Source organism: Paenibacillus sp. FSL R7-0048 (assembly GCF_038004505.1).
Classification (GTDB): Bacteria; Bacillota; Bacilli; order Paenibacillales; family Paenibacillaceae; genus Paenibacillus_AQ; species Paenibacillus_AQ odorifer.
In genome coordinates, this window is record NZ_JBBORF010000001.1 from 3019597 (window position 1) to 3046244 (window position 26648).

Annotated in this window: 28 protein-coding genes and 1 riboswitch; of the genes, 19 read left to right on the forward strand and 9 right to left on the reverse strand. The window is 43.4% G+C overall.

The window, feature by feature from the left end:
• Positions 1-34 precede the first annotated feature (34 nt).
• Positions 35-138, reverse strand: a riboswitch (TPP riboswitch).
• A 222-nt stretch (positions 139-360) separates the two neighbouring features.
• The 3 genes from NSQ91_RS13230 to NSQ91_RS13240 are packed head-to-tail and all read left to right on the forward strand — an operon-like array spanning position 361 to position 2685.
• A complete protein-coding gene (locus NSQ91_RS13230) occupies positions 361-1197 on the forward strand; it encodes an amino acid ABC transporter substrate-binding protein (RefSeq protein ID WP_076183478.1) in 837 nt (278 codons plus the stop codon).
• Positions 1198-1250: 53 nt separating this feature from the next.
• Positions 1251-1919, forward strand: a complete 669-nt coding sequence (locus NSQ91_RS13235) for an amino acid ABC transporter permease (protein WP_036686309.1) — start codon at positions 1251-1253, stop codon at positions 1917-1919.
• Between the two features lie 13 nt (positions 1920-1932).
• On the forward strand, positions 1933-2685 hold the full coding sequence (locus tag NSQ91_RS13240; RefSeq protein WP_076189904.1) for an amino acid ABC transporter ATP-binding protein: 753 nt from the start codon (positions 1933-1935) through the stop codon (positions 2683-2685).
• Positions 2686-2780: 95 nt separating this feature from the next.
• Here NSQ91_RS13240 and NSQ91_RS13245 read toward each other — a convergent pair whose 3' ends face one another.
• Complete coding sequence (locus NSQ91_RS13245) at positions 2781-3437, reverse strand: S-layer homology domain-containing protein (RefSeq protein ID WP_076125959.1); 657 nt, start codon at positions 3435-3437, stop codon at positions 2781-2783.
• Positions 3438-3755: 318 nt separating this feature from the next.
• Here NSQ91_RS13245 and NSQ91_RS13250 point away from each other — a divergent pair, with 318 nt between their 5' ends.
• The gene (locus NSQ91_RS13250) at positions 3756-4235 is read left to right on the forward strand and encodes a Fur family transcriptional regulator (protein ID WP_036686314.1); all 480 of its coding nucleotides are present in this window, start codon (positions 3756-3758) and stop codon (positions 4233-4235) included.
• A 73-nt stretch (positions 4236-4308) separates the two neighbouring features.
• On the opposite strand, the gene NSQ91_RS13255 is transcribed toward NSQ91_RS13250, so the two are convergent.
• Entirely contained in the window at positions 4309-4989 is a 681-nt protein-coding gene (locus NSQ91_RS13255) for a TIGR00266 family protein (RefSeq protein ID WP_340918111.1), read from the reverse strand.
• Between the two features lie 162 nt (positions 4990-5151).
• On the opposite strand from NSQ91_RS13255, the gene NSQ91_RS13260 reads away from it, so the two are divergent.
• Positions 5152-5358, forward strand: a complete 207-nt coding sequence (locus NSQ91_RS13260; RefSeq protein WP_340918114.1) for a hypothetical protein — start codon at positions 5152-5154, stop codon at positions 5356-5358.
• Between the two features lie 61 nt (positions 5359-5419).
• A complete protein-coding gene (locus NSQ91_RS13265; RefSeq protein WP_076218191.1) occupies positions 5420-6151 on the forward strand; it encodes a class I SAM-dependent methyltransferase in 732 nt (243 codons plus the stop codon).
• A gap of 105 nt (positions 6152-6256) precedes the next feature.
• Here NSQ91_RS13265 and NSQ91_RS13270 read toward each other — a convergent pair whose 3' ends face one another.
• Positions 6257-7075: an AraC family transcriptional regulator gene (locus tag NSQ91_RS13270; protein WP_076125965.1), complete on the reverse strand. Its 819-nt coding sequence runs from the start codon at positions 7073-7075 to the stop codon at positions 6257-6259.
• A gap of 277 nt (positions 7076-7352) precedes the next feature.
• Between NSQ91_RS13270 and NSQ91_RS13275 the strand changes: the two genes are divergently transcribed.
• The 6 genes from NSQ91_RS13275 (at position 7353) to NSQ91_RS13300 (ending at position 12611) form a co-directional block, all read left to right on the forward strand.
• On the forward strand, positions 7353-8120 hold the full coding sequence (locus NSQ91_RS13275) for a sugar phosphate isomerase/epimerase family protein (protein ID WP_076125967.1): 768 nt from the start codon (positions 7353-7355) through the stop codon (positions 8118-8120).
• On the forward strand, positions 8113-9210 hold the full coding sequence (locus NSQ91_RS13280) for a Gfo/Idh/MocA family protein (RefSeq protein WP_036686323.1): 1098 nt from the start codon (positions 8113-8115) through the stop codon (positions 9208-9210). Before NSQ91_RS13275 ends, NSQ91_RS13280 begins: the two co-directional genes overlap by 8 nt.
• Before the next feature lie 22 nt (positions 9211-9232).
• A complete protein-coding gene (locus NSQ91_RS13285; RefSeq protein WP_339248411.1) occupies positions 9233-10303 on the forward strand; it encodes a Gfo/Idh/MocA family protein in 1071 nt (356 codons plus the stop codon).
• A gap of 34 nt (positions 10304-10337) precedes the next feature.
• Positions 10338-11306: a sugar phosphate isomerase/epimerase family protein gene (locus NSQ91_RS13290; protein ID WP_340918118.1), complete on the forward strand. Its 969-nt coding sequence runs from the start codon at positions 10338-10340 to the stop codon at positions 11304-11306.
• Positions 11294-12283, forward strand: coding sequence for a phosphotransferase family protein (locus NSQ91_RS13295; RefSeq protein WP_340918121.1), 990 nt, complete (start codon positions 11294-11296; stop codon positions 12281-12283). Before NSQ91_RS13290 ends, NSQ91_RS13295 begins: the two co-directional genes overlap by 13 nt.
• A 70-nt stretch (positions 12284-12353) precedes the next feature.
• Positions 12354-12611, forward strand: coding sequence for a DUF2164 domain-containing protein (locus tag NSQ91_RS13300; protein ID WP_340918123.1), 258 nt, complete (start codon positions 12354-12356; stop codon positions 12609-12611).
• A gap of 19 nt (positions 12612-12630) precedes the next feature.
• On the opposite strand, the gene fabV is transcribed toward NSQ91_RS13300, so the two are convergent.
• Positions 12631-13821: an enoyl-ACP reductase FabV gene (fabV, locus tag NSQ91_RS13305; RefSeq protein ID WP_340918126.1), complete on the reverse strand. Its 1191-nt coding sequence runs from the start codon at positions 13819-13821 to the stop codon at positions 12631-12633.
• Positions 13822-13965: 144 nt separating this feature from the next.
• On the opposite strand from fabV, the gene NSQ91_RS13310 reads away from it, so the two are divergent.
• From NSQ91_RS13310 to NSQ91_RS13325, 4 genes are all read left to right on the forward strand, one after another.
• Positions 13966-14964: a phosphotransferase family protein gene (locus tag NSQ91_RS13310; protein ID WP_256716492.1), complete on the forward strand. Its 999-nt coding sequence runs from the start codon at positions 13966-13968 to the stop codon at positions 14962-14964.
• A 67-nt stretch (positions 14965-15031) separates the two neighbouring features.
• A complete protein-coding gene (locus NSQ91_RS13315; RefSeq protein WP_076125975.1) occupies positions 15032-15571 on the forward strand; it encodes an HXXEE domain-containing protein in 540 nt (179 codons plus the stop codon).
• 139 nt (positions 15572-15710) lie between these two features.
• Complete coding sequence (locus NSQ91_RS13320) at positions 15711-16778, forward strand: ABC transporter ATP-binding protein (RefSeq protein ID WP_076125977.1); 1068 nt, start codon at positions 15711-15713, stop codon at positions 16776-16778.
• A 183-nt stretch (positions 16779-16961) separates the two neighbouring features.
• Positions 16962-18434, forward strand: a complete 1473-nt coding sequence (locus NSQ91_RS13325) for a family 43 glycosylhydrolase (protein WP_445670810.1) — start codon at positions 16962-16964, stop codon at positions 18432-18434.
• Between the two features lie 84 nt (positions 18435-18518).
• Here NSQ91_RS13325 and fabF read toward each other — a convergent pair whose 3' ends face one another.
• Positions 18519-19757 (reverse strand): beta-ketoacyl-ACP synthase II, encoded by a 1239-nt coding sequence (gene fabF, locus NSQ91_RS13330; protein WP_340918137.1) that lies wholly within the window; start codon positions 19755-19757, stop codon positions 18519-18521.
• 127 nt (positions 19758-19884) lie between these two features.
• Between fabF and NSQ91_RS13335 the strand changes: the two genes are divergently transcribed.
• Positions 19885-20745 carry a helix-turn-helix transcriptional regulator gene (locus NSQ91_RS13335; protein ID WP_340918140.1) on the forward strand — a complete coding sequence of 287 codons (861 nt, stop codon included), beginning with the start codon at positions 19885-19887 and terminating at the stop codon, positions 20743-20745.
• A 60-nt stretch (positions 20746-20805) separates the two neighbouring features.
• On the opposite strand, the gene NSQ91_RS13340 is transcribed toward NSQ91_RS13335, so the two are convergent.
• Together NSQ91_RS13340 and NSQ91_RS13345 are read right to left on the reverse strand one after the other, a co-directional pair.
• Entirely contained in the window at positions 20806-21093 is a 288-nt protein-coding gene (locus tag NSQ91_RS13340) for a hypothetical protein (RefSeq protein ID WP_076125983.1), read from the reverse strand.
• A gap of 162 nt (positions 21094-21255) precedes the next feature.
• The gene (locus NSQ91_RS13345; RefSeq protein ID WP_076183499.1) at positions 21256-22401 is read right to left on the reverse strand and encodes an MFS transporter; all 1146 of its coding nucleotides are present in this window, start codon (positions 22399-22401) and stop codon (positions 21256-21258) included.
• Between the two features lie 191 nt (positions 22402-22592).
• Between NSQ91_RS13345 and NSQ91_RS13350 the strand changes: the two genes are divergently transcribed.
• Positions 22593-23357 carry an exodeoxyribonuclease III gene (locus NSQ91_RS13350; RefSeq protein ID WP_076279814.1) on the forward strand — a complete coding sequence of 255 codons (765 nt, stop codon included), beginning with the start codon at positions 22593-22595 and terminating at the stop codon, positions 23355-23357.
• Between the two features lie 67 nt (positions 23358-23424).
• Here the strand turns inward: NSQ91_RS13350 and NSQ91_RS13355 are convergent, their stop codons facing one another.
• Both NSQ91_RS13355 and NSQ91_RS13360 read right to left on the reverse strand, forming a co-directional pair.
• On the reverse strand, positions 23425-24864 hold the full coding sequence (locus NSQ91_RS13355; RefSeq protein WP_340918145.1) for a serine hydrolase domain-containing protein: 1440 nt from the start codon (positions 24862-24864) through the stop codon (positions 23425-23427).
• Between the two features lie 87 nt (positions 24865-24951).
• Positions 24952-26088, reverse strand: a complete 1137-nt coding sequence (locus NSQ91_RS13360; protein WP_340918149.1) for a VanZ family protein — start codon at positions 26086-26088, stop codon at positions 24952-24954.
• Between the two features lie 152 nt (positions 26089-26240).
• On the opposite strand from NSQ91_RS13360, the gene NSQ91_RS13365 reads away from it, so the two are divergent.
• Positions 26241-26588 (forward strand): hypothetical protein, encoded by a 348-nt coding sequence (locus NSQ91_RS13365; protein WP_340918152.1) that lies wholly within the window; start codon positions 26241-26243, stop codon positions 26586-26588.
• Positions 26589-26648 lie beyond the last annotated feature (60 nt).

Sequence of the window (26648 nt, forward strand, 5' to 3'; positions counted from 1 at the left end):
TTCATTCTGCATAATAACACTTAACATGCTTGATGAAAATTCTGCTCCACTTCCCTCCGCTGGTATGATCCAGATCAGGTTCCAAGGGTCCGGAGCTTGAAGCTCCGTCTCAGTCGGCCGACTCCCCTAGTGAAATAACAGGTCCATATTAATTTGTTTATAAATATACCATATCTTTCTGAGAAGTAAAGAGAGAAAGAAGTGAAGGATTAATCCAAGATTGGGTAAGATATAAGTAGAAATCTAGTTAATATTACAATTCCGATGTATATAATCGGAAAAAAGTATTGACGATCATGTGATGGCAGTGTACTATTCAATTTACCGGAAAAAAACCGGATAGAGAGAGGGGATTTAATAATGAAAAAATGGAGTTTAACTATTATATTGGCGTTAACCGTGGTTCTTGTAGCGGCTTGCGGCAATAATTCGAATACCAATACGGCTGCTGAACCAACAGCTGGAACGAATGGTGGAGCAGCATCTTCAGCGCAAAACAGTTTGGAGGCTGTGAAGGCCAGCGGCAAATTGCGGATAGGTACAGAAGGGACTTATGCACCTTTTACTTATCATGACACTGCGGGGAAATTGACGGGTTTTGACGTGGAAATTGCCGAAGAAGTAGCCAAACGTTTAGGTGTTGAAGCTGAATTTTTTGAAACTCAGTGGGATGGTATTTTTGCTGGGATGGATGCGAAACGGTTTGATGTCATTTTTAATGAAGTTTCCATTAACGAAGATCGCAAAGTGAAATATGATTTCTCTGAACCCTATATTGTATCCAAGGCAGTATTGATCGTGAGCGAAAACAATGAGGATATTAAGACCTTTGCTGATCTAAAGGGTAAAAAAGCAGGACAATCCCTGACCAGTAACTTATCCGACATCGCTCGTGAGAACGGTGCTGAAATCGTAGCTACGGACGGTTTCAATCAAGCGATGGATCTGCTGACTTCGGGACGTATTGATGCAACTGTGAATGATGGCTTGTCTTATCTGGATCTGAAAAAACAAAAACCAGATGCAAAAATTAAAGTGGTTGATGAGATTCCTGAAGGCTCACAAAGTGCTGCGGTATTCCTGAAAGGCAATGATGAGCTGGTGAATGCGGTCAGTGATGCGATTAAAGAGATGAAAAGTGATGGAACGTACTTGAAAATTTCCGAGAAATACTTTGGAGCTGACGTTTCAAAATAATACAAGGCTAGCAAGGCTAATTAAGCCTAGAAGCTAAAAAGGATGTCTGAATAATGGATGACCGCAAAATACAAATTTTCTTAGATACACTGCTACCCCTGCTTAAAGCCGGGGTGGCTTTTACCATTCCGTTGGCTCTACTTTCCTTTGTGCTTGGATTGATTTTGGCGATCCTAACCGCGTTGGCACGTCTTTCACCGTGGGTAATTCCGAAGCTAATCGCCCGTTTTTATGTATGGGTCATTCGGGGAACCCCGTTGTTAGTGCAGCTATTTATTATATTTTATGGTTTGCCGGCTGTTGGTATTGTACTCGACCCTTTCATTGCCGCCACCATTGGATTTACCCTTAGCGTAGGGGCTTATTCATCGGAAATCGTACGCGCTGCTATCCTGTCGATACATAAAGGCCAGTGGGAAGCTGCCTTCTCAGTCGGGATGACTCGTGGGCAGGCTCTGCGCCGCGTAATTCTGCCACAAGCTGCACGCGTTTCTGTACCGCCGTTATCCAATTCTTTTATTAGCTTGGTCAAAGATACATCGCTTGCAGCGATCATCACCTATACGGAGATGTTTAGAACTGCTCAGCAGGTAGCCTCTACCACTTATGAGCCTCTGCTGGTATACTCCGAAGCAGGATTGTTTTATTTAGTGTTCTGTTCTGTGCTGTCGGCGCTGCAAAATTACTTGGAGAAACGACTCGATCGTTACTCTGCGACCTAAAGGAGAGATACTTGTGATTGAAATCATTAATTTGCATAAATCCTTCGGCGCACTCCAAGTGTTAAAGGGTATTGATCTGAAAATGGAGCATGGAAAGGTACTTGTCATTATTGGGCCATCCGGCTCCGGAAAGACTACACTGCTGCGCTGTTTTAATCTGTTGGAAATCCCGGATCAAGGCAGCCTGTCACTCGGGGATATCACCATCAATTTTACAGATCATAAGAAAATTCCTCAGAATTCCGTATTAGCTCTTCGGCAGAAAACAGGGATGGTCTTTCAATCGTATAATTTATTTCCGCATATGACTGCGCTAGGCAATGTGATGGAGGGACAGGTAACTGTCTTGAAACGAACCAAGGAAGAAGCGCGTAAGCGGGGCCTTCAACTGCTGGCTAAGGTGGGTTTGGCTGATAAAGCTGATAACTATCCACATCAGCTGTCAGGTGGACAGCAGCAGAGAGTGGCCATCGCCCGGGCTATGGCAGTAGATCCAGAAGTGCTGTTGTTTGATGAGCCCACTTCGGCGCTCGACCCCGAGCTGGTAGGGGAAGTGCTTAAGGTCATCAAACAATTAGCAGCAGAAGGTATGACTATGGTGATTGTGACCCACGAGATGAAATTTGCCGCCGATGTAGCGGACCGGATCATTTTGATGGATGGCGGTCATATCTTAGAGCAAGGAACTCCGCAAGAAGTGCTGGAGCATCCGAAGAATCCCCGGGCTCTGCAATTTCTGAATAGACTGAATGGTGAAGAAGAGTAGAAAGACAATATATATGAAAAAGCAGCTCGGGAATCATCCGGAGCTGCTTTTTCGTGTGTAGATTATTCAAATGAGAAGAGTAACTGAAATTTGGCTTATCCTCCAGTTTTCAGGAACTCCAAAGCGTTGTAGAGCATAATCGCAGCTTCGGCACGGGTGAGTTCGCTTTTTGGATTAAACTTTCCGTTAGCGTCTAGAGTATTGATCTTGTATTTCAGGGAGCGCTGAATACTGCCTTGATATGCAGGGGTCAGTGACGCTTCATCAGCGATATCTACTGGAACGATATTGATCATCGGCAGATTACCTACGCCTTCGATCGCTTGCACTAGATAGTTAGTGAATTGCTCTTTGGTCATAATTAGGCTAGGATCAATGTCTTTTGGTAGCTTAACTTGATTGTAATAAGCATTGATAAAGGCTTCAGCGTACCAGGCTTTGTCTTTTACTTTTGTGAACAAGCCGCTGGCAACAGGAGCTTTGTTAAAGTCAATGGCTGCGAGGCTGAGCTGGAGACCGCCGGAGATAAACTGAATCCCTTGGGCTGTAGTTACCTTAGAGCCAGGGAGAAATTGAGATTCGCTGACACCTTTAATTAACCCTTGATTTTTTAAAGAAATGATTTTTTCTTTGCCGTTTATGTTATCAATATCCTTAAAGGTGTTCCCAGCTGCAAACATCTGACCACCCAAAGAAAAGGAGAAAATGGCTACGGTTGTGATCGCTGCTAGTGTGCTCTTTTTCATGTTCATGTCTTTTCACCTCGTTGTATGGATAGGCTCCTTAGCCTTTGTCACTCCTTTAACGTTGTAAATTATGGAAAGGTTGCGGTCTAATCTGTATTATTTCACGAAAAAGTAGATTTTAATAGAAATATGGGCCAGATTGGGGTGTAGTACTTTGGATAAGTGGCATGAAATGATATAATGATGTCAGGCTCTTTTCATTCGTGGTTAATTTTGTTATGATTATATCGTAACGATTACTATTTATGGTTTGTCTTAACTGCATAAATAGGAGCGTCTCAGAGGGTACGGATGTTAAATCGTTCCGGGAAGGTAGGAGACCAAATGGATCAAATATCAAATATCAGTCAATTGTTTGCGGCGCAAAAATATAAACTAACGCCTCAGCGTGAAGCTATAGTGAACGTTCTGCTCGACAATGAGAAGGATCATTTAAGCGTAGAAGAAGTATATATGCTTGTTAAGAACAGCTATCCACATCTGGGCCTGGCAACGGTATACCGTACACTTGAGCTTTTATGTGAGCTACACATTGTAGAGAAGATGAACTTCGGAGACGGAGTTGCCCGTTACGATTTGCGCGGGAACGATCATTCGCATATGCATCATCATTTGATATGCAGCGTATGCGGTCGGTTGGAGGAAATTAAGGACGACTGGCTTGTGGAGCTGGAGAGAAGAGTGGAACGTGAATATGGCTTTAACGTCACGGATCACCGCCTTGATTTCAAGGGTACTTATGGAACATGTAAACGTACTGGCTGCAAAAAAGCAAAAGCAGAAGCAGATAAAGCAGTCTCGTAAGATTGCTTTCTAACCTAAAGACACAGGCTTTCTCTAAGCCTGTGTCTTTTTTGATTACTGCGTTCTAGGAAGTCTAGCTTCGAGTAGGTACAAAGGATTTGATCCACGTTCCGAAACTGCCAGGGTTACGGCTCTGAACGAGAATTACACCTTCTCCACGGAAGCGGCAGACAAGTGCTTCACCACTAGTTATGCTGTTAAGCCAGCCAGAGGCTGCCTTTTCCACCTTGTAGTCCATATAGTCTGGCCATGCTACGAGGTGTCCGTTATCGATAATCATTTCTTCACCAGGTCCTAAATTTATTGCATGGATAGCACCGAAGGAAGACAGGAACACCGTTCCTCTGCCACTGATTTCTACAATGAAGAAGCCTTCACCGGAGAAGAGCCCTCTGGTTAAATTCTGCATTTTGGTATTTACTTGAATGCCTTCAGTTCCGGAGAGAAATCCGTCTTTTTGAACTAACAGTTTATACGATCCGTCTAATTCTATCGCCTGAATATCGCCGAGTGAGCCAGGCGACAGCAATACCTCACTTTGACCACGGGTCGCTTTAAGTTCTTGAAAGAAGAATTTCTCACCGCTCAGCATTCTCCCGAGACCGCGCATTAAACCACCATCCACGGTTCCTTTTAATTCTACGTTAGGTGACATCGCGACCATTGCGCCCATTTCAGCCTTTACGCTTTCACCGGGATTTAGTTGGACCTTTAACATAGCAAAAGCACCTTCATACAAAACCTGGTAATTCATCCTTTAAACCTCCGCATCTATTTAGATAAGATAGAATACTAGCTTTGCTCTAAGTGTAACGGAATTCTTGCTTCGCTCATAGTCTGGAATATGTTAAAATGAAGTTGTCTTATAGATGTAAGATCTATAATCATTCACCCATGAATAGGAGAGTGGTGTCACATGGCACGAACCAAGACACAAAAAGCCTTGCGTAAGGCAGAGCGCTCCGGAGCCGGGTGCGCAGCACAGAGTCGTAGATTGAATAGTGATTATGGAGCCATTTCACAGCATGTACGATTAACACCAAGCAAGCAGGAACAATTGAATAAGAATAGATATAAGGGGCAGATCTTCCAAGATGATGCTCCTTTTTTATTGGCTATTTGATAAGAGAACATCGCTCAGCGTATAGTAATTGAAGAAATAATATATAGGAGATGTATCCCTGATGAAACAAAATAAATATGACGATTCGAATTTCTTCTCCGCCTACCAGCAAATGCCCCGTTCTATTGGAGGGCTTGCAGCAGCAGGAGAATGGCATGTATTAAAGGCGCTTCTTCCAGACTTACATAATAAAAGTGTGCTTGATCTGGGCTGCGGCTTTGGCTGGCATTGCCTATATGCCCGTGAGCAGCAGGCGAGTTCAGTTATAGGTGTGGATATCTCTGAAAAAATGCTGCAACAGGCGCGTGAAAAAACGAACGATCCTGCTATAACTTATATCCAGCTGCCGATTGAGGACATTGATTTTGCGAGCGAGCAATTTGATGTGGTTCTCAGTTCATTGGCTTTCCACTATATTGAATCTTTTGCAGCCATCTGCCGAAAGGTGCATTCGTTTCTTAAGCCTGGCGGGAGTTTTATTTTTTCAGTGGAGCATCCAATCTTTACTTCACGTGAAGAGCAAGACTGGTATGCCGATGAACAAGGAAACCGCCTGCATTGGCCCGTAGATCATTATCAATCAGAAGGACTTCGTGAAACGAAATTCTTAACAGAAAATGTGATTAAATACCATCGCACGATTTCCACCTATTTCAATGACCTGATTGAAGCTGGCTTTACTATTAAAGCGGTTAAAGAACCAAAGCCTTCAGCAGAAATGAGTAATGATCCATGGATGAAGGATGAGGAGCGTAGACCGATGTTCCTGATCATTTCGGCTGTAAAAGAGTAATCTCATGCTCACGAGTTATGTTCGAATATAGAAGCAGGGGTTGTCCTAAAAGTAGCTTTTTCTACTAAGGGACAACCCTTTTGCAATGAAACGGGGTTTCTTCATTTACACCTGTTCTCTGCTATGCACACGATATTCTCTTGGTGACATCCCGAAACGACTTCGGAAGACCCGGTGAAAATAGGTGTAGTTCGCAAAACCACAAGTTTCTGCTACTTGCTCCAGCGGCATGGGACTGAAGGTTATCCGTTCTCTGGCCATTTCCAGTCGGACATCGTTTACATATTTAATAATACTGGTCCCAAAGGCTTCCTTAAATAAATGAACGGCCCGCGAGACGGATATACCCACAAAACCTGCTACATCCTCCAATAGAAAGGGTAGGGTTGCGTGCTCCTCAACATATTGCTTCATTCGGTATGCCAGATAACCTTTTGGAGTAATTGCTGGCTGATCTGTAATTAGCCGGTCGATTTCCATACATAGAATTTGCAGATAGCAGGCAGATATTTCTGGAGAGAAGTCGGAAAGTCGACGGTGCTCCAGAATCAATTGGCGAAACAAGCCAAGAAAACTCTCACTAAGCGGCACACTTAGGCGAGTGGGTCTTTGTGAACGTTGCCACCATTCATCAATCCATGTTCCTCCGCAAAAGATATGATAATCTCCGCTTTCAATTCGTGGCTTGCCCACAGGGTACTCTTCTTTATCTATGATCAAATAGTAAGGATCATTTGGAGCGAATAACATAATATCCCCGCTTTCCACAGGTGACATTACACCATCGATCAATGCACGGCTCCTTCCTTCTGTTTGCAGACGTATAAGAAAGTTCTGGTTCCCTTGACTTTGAGACATATGAAAAGGCTTGCGATGAAAAGAAAATCCGGCTGATAATACGTGACAGGTAGCAGAATGAGTCATAGGTCCTCCTGGGTGTATTGAAATGATAAGCAGATTGTTCATGTTTTAATCATATTATTCATTTTAATATATACGCTTTCATATTACTATGTAGCTAAGCAATAAAGAAAGAAATCGACCATCAACGCTAGAAACAGTCGGTATTAGCTGTGCTTACAAGAATGACAGTTTAAGGAAACTGATGTGAATCAGATTAGTCAATTCTGTTACAGCATTATTGTTCAAGTGATTGTCACTACAGAAAGCTAACTTTAAATCCAATTGGAGTGATTCGAAAATGCTGAAGATAGGCCTGCAATTGTATACGCTCAGAGAAGAACTGGAACAGGATTTTGAAGGGACACTGCGTAAAGTAGCAGCCCTTGGTTATAAAGGTGTGGAGTTTTTCCATTACTTCGGCCGTAGCGCAGCAGAAGTCAAACAATTGCTTGATGAACTTGGACTAGTAGCGCTGGGCGCACACCGTCCCTATGACGCGTTGTTGAATGATACAGAGGCAGAGATCGCGTACAACCTGGAGATTGGAAATCATCATCTAATTGTGCCGTATCTGTCAGAAGAACAACGTAACTATGAAGAAGTTGCTGCGAATCTGAAGATTATTGGAGAAAAGTGTAAGGCGCGTGGAGCGGTTCTTTTGTACCATAATCATGACTTTGAGTTAACTGATCGATATGGTGACCGTACAGCGTTTGACGGTTTGTTTGAAGAGGTGCCGGCTGATTTGCTGCAAGTTGAAATGGATACATGCTGGGTACATCACGCAGGTTATGATGCCGTAGAATATATCAACAAATACGCTGGCCGGTTGCCAATCATCCATCTTAAAGATTTGAAGAAACATGAGGATGGTTCACCGGAAACGGTTGTTCTAGGTGAAGGAGAAGTAAACCTTACAGCAATTCTTGATGCGGCTGTACAGGCAAAGGTAGAGTGGGCGGTAGTGGAGCAGGATTATTGCAGCCGTTCACCATTAGGAAGTGTAGAAGATAGTTTGAAATGGGTAAAAGCATACGCTAATCAAGGGGGAAATGTTCATGTCTAAAAAGTTGAGAATTGCTATTGTCGGTTGCGGTGGAATTGCTAATGGAAAACATATGCCAAGTTTGTCACGTCAAGCAGATGCTGAAATGGTAGCCTTCTGTGATATCGTCGAAGAACGTGCACAGGAAGCAGCAAAAACCTATGGTGCTGAAGGCGCGGCTGTATATACAGATTATCAAGAGCTTTTGAAAGCCGGAGGATTCGATATCGTGCATGTATGTACACCGAATGACAGTCACTCCGTGATCACAATCGCAGCATTGGAAGCTGGCAATCATGTAATGTGTGAGAAGCCAATGGCGAAGACTACAGCTCAAGCACAGGAAATGTTAGAGGCTGCCAAACGTACAGGCATGAAATTGTCTGTAGCTTATCAGAACCGTTATCGTGCGGATAGTGAATATCTTAAAGACGTTTGTGAAAACGGTGAGCTTGGTGAGATCTATTATGCAAAAGCGATTGCCGTTCGTCGTCGTGCGGTTCCTACATGGGGCGTATTCCTGGATGAAGAAAAGCAAGGCGGCGGTCCGCTGATCGATATCGGTACGCATGCGCTTGATCTAACATTATGGATGATGGACAATTATAAACCGCGTAGTGTTATGGGCTCGACTTTCCATAAGCTTGGTAACCGTAAAAACGGCGGAAATGCCTTTGGTCCATGGGACCCTGAACAATTTAAAGTAGAAGATTCAGCATTTGGATTTATTACCATGGAAAATGGTGCTACAATTGTACTGGAATCAAGCTGGGCTCTTAATGTATCTGAATTTGGAGAAGCGAAGACGCTCCTAGCAGGTACAGAGGGTGGTGCAGATATGAAGGACGGGTTACGCTTAAATGGTGACCGTGGTGGCCGTCTATACGAGACTAAAATTGACTTGTCCGCAGGGGGAGTAGCTTTCTTTAACGGAGGACAAGAGAGTGAATCCGATCGTGAAGCTCGCTTGTGGCTTGAAGCAGTTCGGGAAGATAAAGAACCAGTAGTTAAACCTGAACAAGCCCTTGTCGTTACCCAAATTTTGGAGGCTATTTACGAATCTTCCCGTACAGGTCGTGCTGTGTATTTTGACGGAACATCAGATAACTAAACGAGAAGCAGGTGTGAAGTTCATGAGTTCAAACAGACATTCTGTAGTCATTGTTGGTTTTGGAGGAATGGGAAGTTATCACGCAGGATTGATAAAAGAGACCTCTACCTTAATCGTAGTTGGAACGTACGATGTGCTTGAAGCACGTCGTACCAATTCCAACGACGCTGGCTACAAGGCGTACCAAAGTTATGAAGAAGTATTGGCAGATTCTTCGGTCGAAATTATTCTAATTGCCACACCGAACGATGTGCACAAAGAAATTGCGATTCGTGCATTACAAGCTGGCAAACATGTCATTTGTGAGAAGCCAGTTGCTCTATCAAAGGTTGAATTTCAAGAAATACTGGCGGCGGCTGATGAAGCCGGACGTGTGTTTATGGTGCATCAGAACAGACGTTGGGATGAAGATTTTCTAACTATCAAAAAAATGTACGACGAGGAGACGATTGGATCCCTATTCCAGATCGAATCCCGCGTGCACGGAGCGAACGGAATTCCTGGAGACTGGCGTCATGTTAAGGCACAAGGCGGAGGGATGCTGCTGGATTGGGGCGTTCACTTATTGGACCAGCTATTATTCATGATTGATAGCAAAATTACCAGTGTGAGCAGTAGTTTAAGCTTTATTTTAGGAAACGATGTCGATGACGGTTTTGAAGCTATTCTGCAATTTGAGAATGGAATTAAAGCGATCGTAGAGGTTGGCACGACTAACTTTATTACTTTGCCAAGATGGTATGTGAAGGGTATCGAAGGCACTGGAATTATTGAAGACTGGTCTTTAACTGGAAGATTGGTGACAAGAAATAATGCAGGCGAAAAAATCGAACCGAAGCCGATTCGTGCAGGTGTAGGACTAACTAAAACTATGGCACCTCCATCGGAGGGGGCAACGATCACTGAGGAATTACCTCAGCCGTCGGAGTTAAGCTCTAGCTTTTATGATAATTTCGCTGCTGTCATTGAGGGTACTGCAGAACCTATCGTTAAGAACGCTGAGGTTATGCGGGTACAGAATTTGATTGAAGTTATTTTTGAAGCTGCTGAGAGTAATCAAGTGGTGAAGAATTTTGATATCTACGATAAATAATAAGTAAACTATTTCCAAGAGGAGGTGGCCTACAATGAAACTTGGAGTATTTATGGTCTTGTTTGGAGGTCGTAAGCTGGAGGATGCTCTTGATTATGTAGTATCCAAAGGGCTAAAGGCGGTAGAAATCGGTACGGGAGGCAATCCTGGCAACAGCCACTGCGACCCTAAAATGCTGCTGGAGAATGAAACAGCCTTACATGAATTCAAACATGCTGTGGAATCTCGCGGACTTACAATCAGTGCTTTGAGCTGCCACGGTAACCCATTGCACCCGCAAAAAGAACTTGCTCAAAAGGATCATGAGGATTTCGTAAACTCGGTCAAATTGGCGCAGAAGCTAGGGGTTCCGGTTGTGAATACCTTCTCTGGATGTCCTGGAGATCATGAGGGTGCTAAATATCCGAACTGGCCTGTAGCTCCATGGCCCAATGATTATCAAGAAATTCTGGACTGGCAATGGGAGAACAAGGTTATTCCTTATTGGAAAGAATGGGGTGCCTTTGCCGCTCAGCATGATGTAAAGGTAGGTCTTGAGCTGCATGGCGGATTCTCTGTACACACACCAGGTACTCTGCTGCGGCTGAGAGAAGCAGCAGGTGAAGTGATCGGTGCGAACCTTGATCCGAGTCACATGTGGTGGCAAGGAATTGATCCTGTGCAAGCGATTCATATTTTGGGACGCCAAGGTGCAATCCATCACTTCCATGCGAAGGATACCGTTATTGATCCTGTGAATGTCAATATGCACGGATTAACTGATATGCAGTCGTATACCAAGATGCTTGACCGTGCTTGGCAGTTCCGTTCTGTCGGCTTTGGACATGATCTTAAGACTTGGGCTGACATTATTAGTGCACTTCGTTTGGTTGGGTATGACTATGTGGTTAGTATTGAGCATGAAGATGGGCTGATGTCTATTGAAGAAGGTTTCTCCAAAGCTGTAAGTAACCTTCAACAAGTATTGATTGAGGAGCCACTGACAGAAATGTGGTGGGTTTAAACGAAATGGAGAGCTTCACGAAAGTTAAATTAAATGATGAACAGCTGGATATTTTGGTGAAAGCGGTTTTCGGTTCAGAAACTGCGGTTAACCTTAGTTCAGAACTTACGGGAGGCTTTTTTAATACAGCCTATGATTTGGAACTCAGCACTGGGAAATCTGTCATTCTAAAGGTTGCCCCTGCTGTAGAGACAGATACGTTAAGTTATGAGAAGAACATTATGCGAACTGAAGTGGAAGCTCTCCGTATGGTTGCAGATAAGGGTGTTGTGCCCGTGCCTGCCGTCTACCATTATGATGAAAGTCTGCTGCTTATTCCTATTCCGTATTTCTTTATGGAGAAGGTGGAGGGCCAGCCCTACAGTGATGTAAAGGAGAGTCTTTCGCTTCCGGAGAGAGACGCTATCGAAACGGAGCTGGGGCGTTACAATCGCATAATCAATGAGATACGCGGAGAACGTTTTGGCATTTTTGGAACGGATTCAGAGGAGCCAAGAGCCTCGTGGAGAGAGACCTTTTCATGCCTGATGGAAAGTGTACTTGCTGATGCCAAGAGGCTGAATGCACAGCTACCTGCGTCCTGTGAGGAGATTATGCAGGAGGTTTCCAAGTATCTCCCTGCATTAGATGCCGTAACCGAGCCACGACTGGTGCATTGGGATTTATGGAATGGGAATGTATTTGTGAAGGATGGAGTCATCGTATCACTGATTGACTGGGAGAGAGCCCTGTGGGGCGATGTGCTGATGGAGTATTATTTTAGGCATTTTGAGAATTCTGCCGGTTTCTATAAGGGGTACGGAACAACCTACGACAGTCCGAACGAGATTCTGCGGAAGAAGCTTTATGATCTTTATCTTGATCTTATTCTTACTATCGAATGTTATTCACGCAAATATGCAGACGAAGGTTATGTCCGTTGGACGCATGATAACTTGACTGAGGGTTGGAACCGTTTTAAAGGCAGCAGTGAATGAAGGTTATAGGTGTGAAATGACGTGCGAAAGCACGTCATTTTCCTGTATCTAATTAGATTGGAGGATTACCATGCAGCCGTTAAAAATACCGAGAGAGCATAAGCTTCAGATTACAGCTAGTATTCAAGAATATTTTGATACAGAGCTGTCCAGTGAAATTGGGCAATTAGCCAGCGAGAACCTTCTCGATTTTATGCTCAAAGAACTTTCGCCTTATATTTACAATCAAGCGTTGGCAGATGCACGAAAAATGATTGAACAAAAGATGATTTCTCTGGAAGAGGAGATTTATGCTCTCGAAAAACCCTTATCCTCAGGCAGAAGATAATCCAAAAACACGATTAATTTTAGCGCAGATTTATAACAGTTACGTCTGGATCAGTATCAGCTTCGTAATCTACACCTTCAGTCTCGAATCCAAATAGCTGGAAGAATTCCTGTTTATAGCTATGCAGATCCGTTAGGTCGTAGATATTGTCTGAAGTAAGCTGGTCCCAGATTTCTATTACTTCTTGCTGGACTGCCGGAGACAATTCCCAATCATCTATACGGATACGCCCTTCTTCATCCAGAGGAGTTCCTTTCGCTGCGTAGAGATGTTCAGCAAACAACCGATAGGTTTGCTCAATACAACCTTCATGAAGACCGTGCTCTTTCATAACTTTGTAAAGGGCGGAAATATAGAGGGGCACGACAGGAATCGCCGAGCTGGACTGTGTGACAAGACCTTTTGTGACCGCTACATAAGCTCTACCGTGAGTAACAGATAACGCTTCGTTAAGTGTTCTTGCCGTAGCTTCGAGATGGTCTTTAGCAAGTCCAATCGTTCCCTGACGATATACGGCTTGAGTAAGCTCTGATCCGATATACGAATAAGCAATAGTGGTTGCGTGATCAGCTAATACTCCGGCTTGCTGGAGTGCTTCTATCCATAACTGCCAATCATCACCGCCCATCACCCGTACGGTATCATGAACTTCCTTATCGGTCGCGGGTTCGATGGAGATTTGAGTGACTTCACCCGTATGAAAATTTACAGTTTTGTTGGTAAAGGTGTCGCCAATAGGTTTGAGAACAGAGTTATATACTTCACCTGTCTCCGGGTCTGTACGGCGCCCAGAAGCAACACTGTAGATGACCAAATCGACTTGTCCTAATTCGCTGCGGATCAGCTGAATCGTTCTTTCTTTGGTCTCTTTGGAGTAAGCATCTCCGGTAACGCTGTAGGATTGCAGGCCTGCAGACTCCGCAAGTTGTTCGAAGGCGGCGGAATTGTACCACCCAGCAGAGGCTGTACGGGCTCCATTGCTGCTGCTCGGCCGATATACGCCTACTGTGCTGGCTCCAGCCCCAAAGGCGGCTGTAACCCGTGAGGCGAGGCCGTAGCCTGTGGATGCGCCAATGACAAGCACCTTCCGGGGTCCTTTGATCGCGGGTTGTGCCTTAATATACTCAATTTGCCGCTCGACTTGACGAGCGCAGCCTTGCGGATGTGCGGTTGTACATATAAAGCCACGTGTTCTAGGTTTTATGATCATAATAATAGTTTCCTCTCTTTCATGAAAAGCAGCTAATGATACGTGTTATTTCTAATTTTAACAATTTTCATTCCAATGGAGAAGGATTGTTTATCTTTCTTATATCAAATACAATGAATCCCGGGCTTTTATGAGGTTGGATTTTTGCATTTTTACTTAACTCTGTATGGTGGTGAAGTCTTGGAAAGTCAGACTAAAACAAAATTAACGGTTGAGCAGCAGGACATCCTGGTGGGTGCTGCTTTTGGAAGCCATGTGAAAATCATTCAAAGTACGGAATTGACGGGAGGTTATTTCAACGCAGCTTATGACCTCCTATTGTCAGATGGCAGAGCTACGATCCTTAAAATATCGCCATCCGATGAGACAGACACGCTAAGTTACGAGCACGATATCATGGCTACAGAGGTTGCGGCAATGCAGCTAATGAAGTCTAAAGGAACGGTACCTGTACCTGAGGTATACGCTTATGATAACAGCAGAAATTTAATATCGAGTGACTTTTTTTTCATGGAGAAAATAATCGGCCAGCCCTATAATGAAATTAAGGAAGAGCTTAGTCCGCAGCAAAGAAGTTGTATTGAGGAAGAATTAGGTCGTTATAGCCGGATTATCAATGAGATTCAAGGGGATCATTTCGGATTATTTAATGTATCCTCGAAGATAAAGGGGACTTCTTGGCGGGAAACCTTTCAAAATTTGATTGGCAACCTCCTTGATGATGCTCGGCGCTTAGAGGCAAAGATGCCCATTCCTTTAGAAAAGATTGAGGCGGAGATCAACAGCCGTATACATGTGATGGATGTGGTCACTGAGCCACGTTTAGTTCACTGGGATCTATGGGATGGGAATGTGTTTGTGCGAGAGGGAAGCATTGTTGCCTTAATCGATTGGGAACGGGCGTTATGGGGCGATCACCTTATGGAATATTATTTTCGCTATATTGAGGATTCTGAGCATTTCTGTAGAGGTTATGGGGACAGCTTTGATAGCCCTAATGAATGTGTACGCAAAAAGCTCTACGACTTATATATCGATTTAATTTATTTCATTGAGTGTTATTCGCGTAAATACGATAGCCAAGGCCATTTCCAGTGGGCACAGGATAATCTGCTGGAAGGTTGGGAACGTTTCATGGGTTAGGACATTTTCAGCAAGATTACAACATAAGAAGGTAAGGAGGCTGAGCAGGAGAAGGGAGAGGATTCTCATGTTTGAGTGGCTAAGTGTACATATAGATATCGTAAGTTTGCTGTGGCTGTTGCCGATCCTATTTATGTTTCATGATTTTGAAGAAATATTAACGATTGAAGCATGGGGGGCAAAGTATAGAACCAGGTTAGAGGACGCTATTCCTTCGTTTATGCGCAAGACGTATCATTCGATGTTACAAATGACTACACGTAATTTTGCAATGGACGTATTATTCGTGTATATTTTTATAGTGACGGTAACTTGTATTGCAGTATTCTTTTCTAATTACTTATTGTACTTGGCAGTGCTTGCGGTATTTTTCTTACATGTATTTACTCATCTAGGACAGACGATATATTTAAAGATATATACACCAGGGGTAGTTACAGCAGTACTAGTAGTTCTTCCCTATTCTCTTTATGCGTATTATCGACTATTGAATGACAACTTGGTATCCCTTGGAGATATCGGATGGTCTCTGCTGTTAGTTCTTTTGCTGCTTCCGCCAATATTGTGGTTGTTAGTGAAGAATAGAACTCGCATTAAACAGAACTAGTACATAAGGCTGCTGCTGGCCATATCTTTTTCAGAAAAATCTTGACTAGAACCCTTAGAACTAGATAAAATAATACTTATTGCTTACAACTTGGTGAGAATCATTATCATAATTGACGAGGAAATGAGAGGGTGACAAGATGGAGCGCCTTTTAGAGGTAAAAGATCTAGCGATATCATTCAAAACACACGGTGGAGAAGTACAAGCGATCCGTGGTGTTAGCTTCCATGTAGATAAAGGTGAAACTCTAGCGATAGTTGGGGAATCCGGTTCCGGTAAAAGTGTAACTTCACAAGCGGTAATGAAGTTAGTTCCAACGCCGCCAGGAGAATATAAACGTGGACAAATTTTATTTGATGGACAAGATTTGATCGGTAAGTCTGAGAAGCAAATGCAGAAGATTCGTGGTAAAGAGATCGGTATGATTTTTCAGGATCCGATGACTTCCTTGAACCCGATGATGAAGGTCGGCAGACAAATTACTGAAGTACTGCACAAACATGAGAAAATCTCCAAAGAAGCTGCCAATAAACGTGGGGTTGAACTGCTTACGCTAGTAGGTATTCCTTCACCAGAGCGCCGCTTCAATCAATATCCGCATGAGTTCAGTGGCGGTATGCGTCAACGTGTCGTTATCGCAATGGCACTTGCAGCAAACCCTAAGCTTCTGATTGCGGATGAGCCAACTACAGCGCTCGACGTTACCATTCAGGCACAGATTCTTGACCTGATGAAGGAATTGCAGAAGAAGATTGATACGGCGATTATTTTTATCACCCATGATCTTGGTGTTGTAGCAAGAATGGCGGATCGTGTAGCAGTAATGTATGCCGGACAAATTGTTGAAATGGGAACTGCAGAAGAGATCTTCTACGATCCAAGACATCCTTACACTTGGGGATTGCTTGCGTCCATGCCAAGTTTAGAGAGCAAAGGTTCTTTGCTTACCGCTATTCCTGGTACCCCTCCAGATTTGATCAAACCGCCTAAGGGTGATGCCTTCGCACTTCGCAGCACCTATGCTATGCAAATCGATATGGAGAAAGAGCCTCCAATGTATAAGGTTTCGGATACCCATATGGTGAAGTCTTGGTTAATGCATCCGATGGCACCTAAGGTGGAACCACCAACAGTCGTTAAGAATAGACAACGTATACTTAAGAACGCTTATCCAGAGCCAGTTTTAGTGCAAGAAGGCGCTAAGTAAGCAACTTGTTTTAACTAAATAATAAGAGGAAACGCTAGGCCATTTAGTTGGCTTAGCGTTTTTTTTATTTTCTACAACGTTCACTATTATTTAAATAAATATGAATTAATACGAACTTAATTAAATAAAAGGGTTGACTATTTATCGTTTTCATCTCAAAATGAAAAGGCATACATAGGGGGTATAACGATGAAGAAGATAATTATTACTACTTTACTTAGCGTTTCATTATTAGCTGTAACCGCGTGCAACAACGACACGGCTAATTCTGGCAACACAAACAGCGGACCTGAGCCTGTTCAGCCTGTCTTCAAGAATGTTTCTGTACATGATCCTTCCATTATTTTGGCTGATAATAAGTACTATGTGTTTGGCTCACATTTGGCTTCTGCTAAATCCGACGACCTGATGTCCTGGACTCAATTGTCCTCTGGAGTTGTTGATGGAAACGTACTCATCCCGAATGTCAAAGAGGAATTAAAAGAGGCCTTAACCTGGGGAAAGACGGACACTTTATGGGCACCGGATGTCATTCAATTGGCGGATGGTAAATATTATATGTATTACAACGCGTGTAAAGGTGATTCCCCATTATCAGCACTTGGTATAGCCGTGTCAGACCATATTGAAGGACCTTATAAGAACAAAGGGATCTTCTTAAAGTCAGGTATGGTGGGTGTAGGCGATGACGGAGAAACTTATGATGCCACACAAAAGCCGAATGTTGTAGATCCGGATGTGTTCTTTGATAAAGAAGGCAGATTGTGGATGGTGTATGGTTCTTATTCCGGTGGTATTTTTATTATGGAACTGGATACAAGCACAGGATTCCCACTGCCAGATCAAGGTTATGGCAAAAAGCTTCTAGGCGCAAATCATGCGCGGATAGAAGCTCCCTATATGCTGTACAGTCCTGAGACGGATTACTACTACCTGTTCCTATCCTACGGGGGGCTGGCTGCTGATGGCGGATATAACATCCGTGTAGCTCGCTCGAAGACACCTGATGGACCATTTGAAGATTCTGAGGACCAGGATATGATCGATTCACAGGGCACAGCTGGCGTATTGTTTGATGATCCTGCTTATGCTCCTTACGGAGTTAAACTCATGGGGAATTTCGAATTCCTGAATAATGACGATGAGCTCCCAGTAAGTGGGGAAGGATATGTATCACCAGGACATAACTCCGCATTTTACGATGAAGAGACTGGCAAGTATTATTTGATCTTCCATACACGGTTCCCGAATCGTGGTGAAAAGCATGAGGTTAGAGTACACCAGATGTTCATGAACGCTGATGGCTGGCCGGTGGTCGCACCACACCGTTATGGTGGCGAGACCATTGATAAATATACGAAAGAGCAAATCGCAGGCGAATACAAATATGTGAATCATAATAAAGAAATTACGGCAGATATCGTGCAATCGGAGCTAATTCAATTGACGAAGAGTGGTAAAATCAAAGGCGCAGTAAAGGGCAAGTGGAAGCTTATCGACGATCATACTGCAGAGTTAACGATAGCTGGTTCTACTTATAAGGGTGTGTTCCTGAAAGAGTGGAATGAAGCTACAGCCAGTAATGTTATGACGTTCACCGCGGTTTCTAATGAAGGGATCTCTATCTGGGGAAGTCATGTATCACCTTCGGAATAAGATAGTTTAAAAGGATTAACAGCAGAAGGGGTTTCAACTAGTCATGTGTAATGGCTAAGTTGAAACCCCTTTTATAATGTAGGATTAGTCTACGAACTTTCGGATCACAATAACAGCATTATGGCCGCCGAAGCCAAATGAATTGGAGATGCCTATTTCGAGATTAGCTTTTCGCGCATTGTTAGGTACGTAATCTAAATCACAGATGGAATCAGGCGTGCCCTGATTGATGGTAGGAGGAATGATCCCTTCTTGGATACTCTTAACTAAAGCGATGGCTTCTAAGCCGCCAGCGGCCCCTAAAGCATGTCCAGTCATGGACTTATTAGCGGTTACGGGGATGTGGTAGGCATGCTCGCCAAATAATTTTTTAATCGCTAGGGTTTCAGAATGGTCTCCTACTACTGTACTTGTCGCATGCGCACTGATTACATCTACGTTGTGGGGCTGGAGATTAGCTTCATTTAGCGCTAACTTCATAGCTTGATAGGCACCAATCCCCTCTGGATGAGTGGCAACCATATGATAAGCATCAGAGCTAGCACCATACCCGATCACTTCACCGTGAATCTTGGCGTTTCTACGCTGAGCATGGGAGAGTGACTCAAGAATGACTATGCCGCCACCTTCACCGATTACAAAGCCATCCCGTCCTCCATCGAAAGGGCGGCTCGCTTTAGTAGGCTCTTCATTTCGTGTAGATAAAGAGGTGGCATTCCCGAAGCTGGCCAACGAGATTTCAGTAATAGCAGCTTCAGAACCCCCGGCTATAACAATGTCCGCACCGCCATAACGAATTAAACGGAAGGCCTCACCAATCGCAGTATTTCCAATAGAACAAGCTGTTACTGGAGACATGGTCGGGCCGAAAGCTCCAAATTTAATGCTGATCATCGCCGCAGCCATATTGGAGATCATCATGGGAATTAAGGTAGGGCTGACTCGATCAGGTCCACGCTCTTTCAGGACCGTACCTTGATCCATCAAGGTCTGAATTCCTCCAACACCAGATCCTACATAAACGCCAAGTCTCTCCTTGTCAATCTTATCAAGCTGGAGGCCAGAATGTTTCCAAGCCTCTTCAGTAGCTGCGAGGGCAAACTGACTGAATCTGTCCATTCGCCGTGCCTCTTTACGCCCAAATCTGCCTTCTGCATCGAAATCACGTACTTCGCCGGCAATTCTCGTCTTAAAACCTGTTGTATCAAATGAAGTGATCGGGGATATACCCGATTCACCAGAAATTAGCCGATCCCAAAATTGCCCGATTGTATTTCCAAGTGGTGAGATTAAGCCCATGCCTGTAATCACTACGCGTTCCATAATGAACCTCCTCAGCTAGTGTATACTAGTATTTTTCCACTTTATTTATCCTATTACAAGTTATCGTTTATCCTAGTATAATTTGTACTATACTAAAGGAACAGAAATCCCAAAGTGGAGGTAGCTTATGGCTAATCAAACAAGATTACAAGCATTATCCGATTTTTTGAAAGCACGTCGTGCGGCAATTTCACCAAGCGCTGTAGGCTTGCCAGAAGGCACACGCAGAAGAACGCCAGGACTCCGCAGGGAAGAGGTTGCACAGCTTGCAGGGGTAAGCAGTACCTGGTATACGTGGCTTGAACAAGGCAGAGATATAAAAGTCTCGTCCTCTGTTTTGGACTGTATTGCCACTGCACTTAGGCTGACTAAAGATGAGCGGAAGTATCTTTTTGCACTGGCTTTAGAAACTGGAACCGGAACCACACCCTATCCGCAAGATGAATCTTCTGTAATTAGTCCTTCGCTGCATAAAATTTTACAGGAACTTAAATATTGTCCTACAATAATTTCTGATAGACGTTGCGGAATCGTCGGTTGGAATGAAGCTGCCGCCCATGTTTTTCTTGATTTCTCAAAGCTGCCTATCGAAGAGCGGAATATGATCCGATTGTTATTTGTTCGTAAGGAGTTTAGGCGCTTAGCAGTGAATTGGGAACAATTCGTCAGCGGTTATCTTTCTATCTTCAGAGCGTATTACGGACAGTATGTAGAGGATCATTGGTATGATGAATTTATAGAGGAATTGAAAGAATTGCATCCGGCTTTTAATGAGATGTGGGAGCAAAGTCGGGTTAGCTCGGCCCCGGATGTGTTATTAGAATTCAGACATGCCAAGGCGGGAAAAATGTTATTTCATCTAACCTCTTTGCAGGTTCATGGCAGTGCAGATTTACGCTGCAGCATCTATACTCCTGCGGGAGATTCGAATACTGAAACCAAGCTGAAGCAGCTTATGGAGCAGCATACAATAGAAGGATTAAGCTAGATTCACATAGAGAAGCATCCCTAGCTGAACTTCCAGCTAGAGATGCTTAATGCTACACTATTAGAAATCTGATGTTGAAATTTCAATAGTTCCGAATGTGGTGCCAGCAGGAGTGCTTAAGAGTGCAGCTACCAAAAGGGCATGAACTGCAAGCGTAAGGCTATTGAATGCTGGAATCGTGTATGTGATAACTGGAGCATTCACACGAGTGATTACTAAATCTACTGGGAAGTTGGAGTTATTGTTCACAGTAACAGCAGCGTTAATTCCACCTGCAAGGTTTTCATAATAAGATTTACCAATGACAGGGGCTAAATTGAAATATTGAAGCGGTAATACGATGGCCATAGTAACGACCTCCTTTTCGTTTGATAGGATATTCTATGTTGAAAATCTATTAATGCTAGAGCGAATGCCATGGTGAATTAGCACTTTTTAATAGAAAAAACCGGGGATGTCCAATAGCCACTTAGAAAGCGGCTGGGACATCCCCGGTTTATTTTCGTACGCTTATTCCGTTTTTTTACGATAAATCAGATACAGTATCAATCCGAATAGCATGCCGACAAACGACATTGCGGAGATCGTTAAGTAAAGAGCTTTACCCCCAAAGGCATCATATAATGCCCCACCAGCATAAGAAGCCAGGATACCTGATACACCGAAGAACAATAGTGCAAGGACGGTTTGCCCTGTAGCACGCCATTCCTCGGGTACAATGCTGTACAGGTATTGAATAGCAGCCGAGTAGAACACAGGGAAGGTAAGAATTTGCAGAATCTGCAAATACGCTAACAAGTGTGGATCAATGATCCAAGCTGAAATCAAGAAACGAAGGAAATAGAAGGCTCCGGAAATCGATATGATAATCAGTTCTTTTCCTTTTCGCAACCACCAGAAGCTTAATGCAAAGACAATGATTTCACTTATTGCCGCGAGGAAAAATGATTGGCCTACCAGTTGAGGACTGCCACCAAGCTCACGAATATAAACTCCAATAAATGTATCGTTCATTCGTGCGGGTACAGAGCTAATAAATATGAGCACCAGAAACATCAATGTCTTTTTGTTGCCAAAAAAGTGCTTGAGGCTATCCAGCGTGACCGGCTTACCTGTGACGGGGGCATCTGGCATGTTCCAGCTTACTATAAAGCTTATAAGGCAAATGGCAACAAACAGAAGAGCTATTCCATGAGAGCCGAAAAAACCAAGCACATAGCCAGTAATCAGAGCCATTACACCATAACCTAGCGCACCATATGTACGGATAGAACCATAGCTAATTCCAGCCGCCTCAGAGACTCGGAAATTCAAGCTTTCTGTCAGCGGATCAATGGGCATCAAGAAGAAATACAGCAGCATAGCAAAAAGAATGAGAACAACGTAACTGCTGGAATCGAACAAAAAGTATCCGGTTACCGCTGAGCATAACAGCAGAGCTAACAGCACTTTGCGGATGGTTTTTGTTTTATCACTGATCATCCCCCATAAAGGCTGGGCAACGATGGTAACAAAACCACCAGTTCCAATAATGAAGCCGATTTGCGATGGGCTTAGACCTTGTTCACTTAGATAGACTGGCAGAAAGGGAATAAACATGGCTAGCAGAGCAAAATACAAAAAGTTAAACCCTCGTAAAAGATTTGGTGCATTCATAAGTTTTTTTACCTCACGTGTTAGAAAATTTGTATAGAGTCAATTTTGCTATTGTATCATGGATAATAAATGATTAGGATATAAATCTATTCGCGGAACTGCTCAAGATGACCCTAACCCTCTATAAATTTCTGGCCGTAATATGATAAACTGGTTACTATTAAAGCAAAATGCAAGGAGAAACGTTAATGATAAAGTTGGTATCATGGAATGTGAATGGTCTTCGGGCCTGTGTTAAAAAAGGGTTTGATGATTATTTTAAGGAAGTAGAAGCAGATATTTTCTGTGTTCAGGAGACGAAGCTGCAAGAAGGGCAGATTGTTCTGGAACAGGGTGAAGAATACTATCAATATTGGAATTATGCAGTGAAAAAAGGGTATTCAGGCACAGCTATATTCACCAAAATCAAGCCGATCTCTGTGAGATACGGAATGGAAGAGGATGAAGAAGCGGAAGGCCGGATTATTACGCTGGAGTTCGAACATTTTTATCTAGTGAATGTGTATACACCAAATGCCAAACGAGATCTGGCTAGATTGGATTACAGAATGGAATGGGAGGACCGTTTCCGCAATTACCTTCTGGAACTGGACAAGCTAAAACCAGTCGTTGTATGCGGCGATATGAACGTAGCCCATCAGGATATTGATATCAAAAATGCTAAAGCTAACCGCGGAAACTCTGGCTTTACCGATGAAGAAAGAGGAAAAATGAGTACGCTGCTGGAGTCCGGCTTCATAGATACCTTTAGATATTTTCATCCAGAGCTTGAAGGTGTTTATTCATGGTGGTCTTATATGCCCAAGGTGAGAGAACGGAATGTAGGCTGGCGGATTGATTATTTCCTAGCTTCTTCTAGACTTGCACCTAATCTGCTGGATGCCCAAATCGATTGCCACATTATGGGGAGCGATCATTGTCCGGTCATCCTCAAGCTTGCTGATTTCACAGATTAGAATCGAATATTTAAAAGGCCGCTAAGTCTCTTTAAAGGACGAAGCGGTCTTTTGTATTCATTAAGAATTATAGTCTGCCAATGATCTCAGGGAATTCAGTCGGTCCCATATTCACATTAAACTTTTGTTTAAGAATTAGCTGATTCTCTAGTAAGATTATTTCAAGAGTTATGCAGAAAGGCATTTCAATAAACAATAAAGTAAGCTGTAGCTGATCATCAGCAACCCAAGTAAAGCTGGACATGATTCGGTTCAAGGAAGCATCAATGACCTGTGCGAAGCTTTCGAGCCATTTCCCTCGACCAAGACAGATCACAGAATCCTCTCCAGTCTTAAATTGTAAAGTAACTGCAGCTTCGTTGTTATTGAAAGAGATAGAGAAGGTGTCCAAGGCAAATTGGTTGTCATCGAGCTTATAGGTTAAGCCGTTTATTCGTTCTTCTTGTGATGAAGAGGGCTGCAGTTGTGGCGGTTGGATAGATAAATTCTTTAATTGTTCAACCAAGTGGGCTGAAGCAGCCGGCTCTAATGGCAAGGGAGCTGGCTTCATCGCGGGAAGCAGATGTTCCCACACAGCATTCAACATTCCTTGTATACTGTCTGATGCAGCAGTAGTAATAATTACGGCATCTTGCTCCGGAAGCACAACACAGAGTTGACCGAAGGCGCCATCTGCCCGGTAGCCACCGTGCTGGCATTGCCAGAACTGATACCCATATCCCATTGCCCAGTCATGATCACCTTCGCCATTGGAAATATGTTTGGAAGTAGCCTCATTAATCCACTTTTCAGGCAGAACCCGTTGATTATTCCAGATTCCTTTTTGTAAGTATAGCTGGCCGAATTTAGCGATATCCTCGGTTGTAATGTTTAAGCCAAATCCCCCTGTGTTAATTCTACGTGGACAAGACTCCCACGTTGCACCGTGAATGCCCAGAGGAACGAAGAGGCGCGGTTCTAAATATTCTAGCAGTGTTTGGCCAGTAACCCGTTGAAGGATCGCGGCCAGCATGTAAGTAGCACCGGTATTATATAGGAAATGTGTACCCGGTTGTTTCTCGACGGGGACGGAGAAGAAAGCTTTCACCCAATTCCCGTCGGTACTTTTGCGAAGGGTGTCCATAGTATCCACGACATGCCCGGTACCCATCATCAATAGATGTCTGATTGTCATATTGGATAGATTCTCCGTGATAATCGAAGGAGCCTCTTCAGGGAAAAAGGAGAGGACAGAATCATCGAGGGTGACAAGTTTCTCAGTAACAGCAAACCCGATTGCGGTTGAGGTGAAGCTTTTGCTAAGGGAAAATAACATATGCGGAAGAACGGACCTGTAAGGAGCCCACCAGCCTTCAGAGACCACATAACCATGTCGTAATAGCATAAAGCTGTGCAGGCCTAAATTTTGTTCTTCTACTGCACTAATAAAGCAGGATATTGCGGTTGATGAAATCCCCTGTTCTTCTGGAAGACTTCTAGATAACTGCAAGCTGCTTGTAGTTTCCATACGCTCATCTCCTAAATTTTGAGAATGCTCACCTCCTAATTCTATAATAATTTCCAATGTAAAAATACCATTTAAAAAATAACTAGTTTAGCTTTCTACAGGGCTGTTGCTGGATACATCAGATTGGAGCCGTTTCTCTGGCCAAGAAATAACATGAGAAGTTCGACTTAGTTTCTCATATATTAGCTGAGTTTCTTTTTTGAATATACTAATGACTAAATGAATAAAGAAAGCCAAGTCTATCAATAGAACAAACAGATGAATAAGCATATTCCATACGGAGGAAAGATTCCCTAGAAGGGCGGAATCAAGCAAAAGAGCGTGAATCCCAAGCAGCACCCAATATAGCAGGCCATATCTGATCATCAGAGCCCAGAAAAAAGCATGATTCCCGCTGCTCTTCACCCGAATCCGCACCATCCATTTCCCTAAGGTCCGTCCGCCCGTGAGAGCCGGAACAAGCATGAAGTAAATACCAGTTACAATCCAGAAGGCAGCTTTTATATCGAATCCGAAGAGTACCCCAAACCCGATGCTCCACACCATACTATCGATTAGAAAAGCTATTCCTCTGCGGGTATAGGAGACTCTTTTGGCAGAGCGGTCAATGTTTGTATCCAGTTGTTCTATACGTGGCAATAGCCCGGAGATCCAAATGGAAATTCGAAATCCAAAAATCCCTCCGATTGTGTTGGTAATGAGATCATCGACATCAAAAAGACGGTAAGGATGATCGAAGAAACCATAAATTCCTGTAATCTGCGTGATCTCAAAGGTCAAGGAAAAGGCAAAGGATAGTAGAATGCACACGACCCAGCGTGTACGAAAATAATAGCCCAGAAACATTCCAAACGGTACGGTCAATGCAACGTTAAAAATGACCTGTAAAAATGCAGGCTCACGCAGTAATGACCAGTAGGTCGAGATTTGTTCAGGGATGATTGACGATCCATCCACAATATCCTGAATAAACTGAAGGGGAATGAATTGGACGACACTCCCAGAAGGTGCAGCATTGTGCCGGGAGGATGGAAAAGGAAGCAAGACAAGAAAATAAGCGTTCATCAGATAGAGCAGCAGCAGATATAGGATTATAGCTCTAAGCTTATGTATATAGCCATGTCTGCGGTATTGTACGATAAGAAAAGGTAGTGTGAAGACCAGCGCTGCTATTGGAAACATCATGAACGCATACGAAATTGGAAAAAAGTACGAATGAAACATAAGTCACCTGCCGTGGAATTGTTTTTATAAGAAATTTTACTCTACTTGGAAATTAGCTATCCCCGGCTCATTATAAGTTTTTATGATAGGGAACTCAACTAATTTATCCAACGTTTCCGGCATACATATGTCTATGAAGGAGCGTGAAGTGGATGGAGAAAAAGGTTCAGCAGTATTATCGGCTCAAGCAAAAGCAAAAGGATATTGAAAAAGAATTGGCCGAGCTTCGTCAGGATATTTTAAATTATTGTAGTGAGCAGGAAACCACCGAGACTGAAATTGGCCGCTATAAAGTGAAGCTGGTCGTGCAAAACCGCAAAGAATATGATGATGCAAAGTTATATGAGACCTTATCAGACCCCGAAGTGTGGCGTTTGCTCTCCAAATCAGATCCGGCAAAGGTGGCAAGCTTGACCAAGTTGAATGTAATTTCAGAGGATAAAATCATGCATACTTATGCTTTGAAGACAGTGACACTGTTACAGGTGGATAAAAAATAGGGATTGAAGTGAGCGGTTCCTCGCGGGAGCCGCTTTATTTGGCTCATAACTGTCCAAATT

What these genes read in the sequence shown, in the direction of transcription:
- NSQ91_RS13360 (WP_340918149.1), bottom strand. Translation starts at nt 26,088, where the DNA reads ATGTTTCATTCGTACTTTTTTCCAATTTCGTATGCGTTCATGATGTTT.
- NSQ91_RS13365 (WP_340918152.1), top strand. Translation starts at nt 26,241, where the DNA reads ATGGAGAAAAAGGTTCAGCAGTATTATCGGCTCAAGCAAAAGCAAAAG.
- NSQ91_RS13260 (WP_340918114.1), top strand. Translation starts at nt 5,152, where the DNA reads ATGGCACGAACCAAGACACAAAAAGCCTTGCGTAAGGCAGAGCGCTCC.
- NSQ91_RS13275 (WP_076125967.1), top strand. Translation starts at nt 7,353, where the DNA reads ATGCTGAAGATAGGCCTGCAATTGTATACGCTCAGAGAAGAACTGGAA.
- NSQ91_RS13270 (WP_076125965.1), bottom strand. Translation starts at nt 7,075, where the DNA reads ATGACTCATTCTGCTACCTGTCACGTATTATCAGCCGGATTTTCTTTT.
- NSQ91_RS13355 (WP_340918145.1), bottom strand. Translation starts at nt 24,864, where the DNA reads ATGGAAACTACAAGCAGCTTGCAGTTATCTAGAAGTCTTCCAGAAGAA.
- NSQ91_RS13280 (WP_036686323.1), top strand. Translation starts at nt 8,113, where the DNA reads ATGTCTAAAAAGTTGAGAATTGCTATTGTCGGTTGCGGTGGAATTGCT.
- fabV (WP_340918126.1), bottom strand. Translation starts at nt 13,821, where the DNA reads ATGATCATAAAACCTAGAACACGTGGCTTTATATGTACAACCGCACAT.
- NSQ91_RS13285 (WP_339248411.1), top strand. Translation starts at nt 9,233, where the DNA reads ATGAGTTCAAACAGACATTCTGTAGTCATTGTTGGTTTTGGAGGAATG.
- fabF (WP_340918137.1), bottom strand. Translation starts at nt 19,757, where the DNA reads ATGGAACGCGTAGTGATTACAGGCATGGGCTTAATCTCACCACTTGGA.
- NSQ91_RS13250 (WP_036686314.1), top strand. Translation starts at nt 3,756, where the DNA reads ATGGATCAAATATCAAATATCAGTCAATTGTTTGCGGCGCAAAAATAT.
- NSQ91_RS13315 (WP_076125975.1), top strand. Translation starts at nt 15,032, where the DNA reads ATGTTTGAGTGGCTAAGTGTACATATAGATATCGTAAGTTTGCTGTGG.
- NSQ91_RS13255 (WP_340918111.1), bottom strand. Translation starts at nt 4,989, where the DNA reads ATGAATTACCAGGTTTTGTATGAAGGTGCTTTTGCTATGTTAAAGGTC.
- NSQ91_RS13230 (WP_076183478.1), top strand. Translation starts at nt 361, where the DNA reads ATGAAAAAATGGAGTTTAACTATTATATTGGCGTTAACCGTGGTTCTT.
- NSQ91_RS13345 (WP_076183499.1), bottom strand. Translation starts at nt 22,401, where the DNA reads ATGAATGCACCAAATCTTTTACGAGGGTTTAACTTTTTGTATTTTGCT.
- NSQ91_RS13320 (WP_076125977.1), top strand. Translation starts at nt 15,711, where the DNA reads ATGGAGCGCCTTTTAGAGGTAAAAGATCTAGCGATATCATTCAAAACA.
- NSQ91_RS13245 (WP_076125959.1), bottom strand. Translation starts at nt 3,437, where the DNA reads ATGAACATGAAAAAGAGCACACTAGCAGCGATCACAACCGTAGCCATT.
- NSQ91_RS13235 (WP_036686309.1), top strand. Translation starts at nt 1,251, where the DNA reads ATGGATGACCGCAAAATACAAATTTTCTTAGATACACTGCTACCCCTG.
- NSQ91_RS13335 (WP_340918140.1), top strand. Translation starts at nt 19,885, where the DNA reads ATGGCTAATCAAACAAGATTACAAGCATTATCCGATTTTTTGAAAGCA.
- NSQ91_RS13300 (WP_340918123.1), top strand. Translation starts at nt 12,354, where the DNA reads ATGCAGCCGTTAAAAATACCGAGAGAGCATAAGCTTCAGATTACAGCT.
- NSQ91_RS13340 (WP_076125983.1), bottom strand. Translation starts at nt 21,093, where the DNA reads ATGGCCATCGTATTACCGCTTCAATATTTCAATTTAGCCCCTGTCATT.
- NSQ91_RS13290 (WP_340918118.1), top strand. Translation starts at nt 10,338, where the DNA reads ATGAAACTTGGAGTATTTATGGTCTTGTTTGGAGGTCGTAAGCTGGAG.
- NSQ91_RS13265 (WP_076218191.1), top strand. Translation starts at nt 5,420, where the DNA reads ATGAAACAAAATAAATATGACGATTCGAATTTCTTCTCCGCCTACCAG.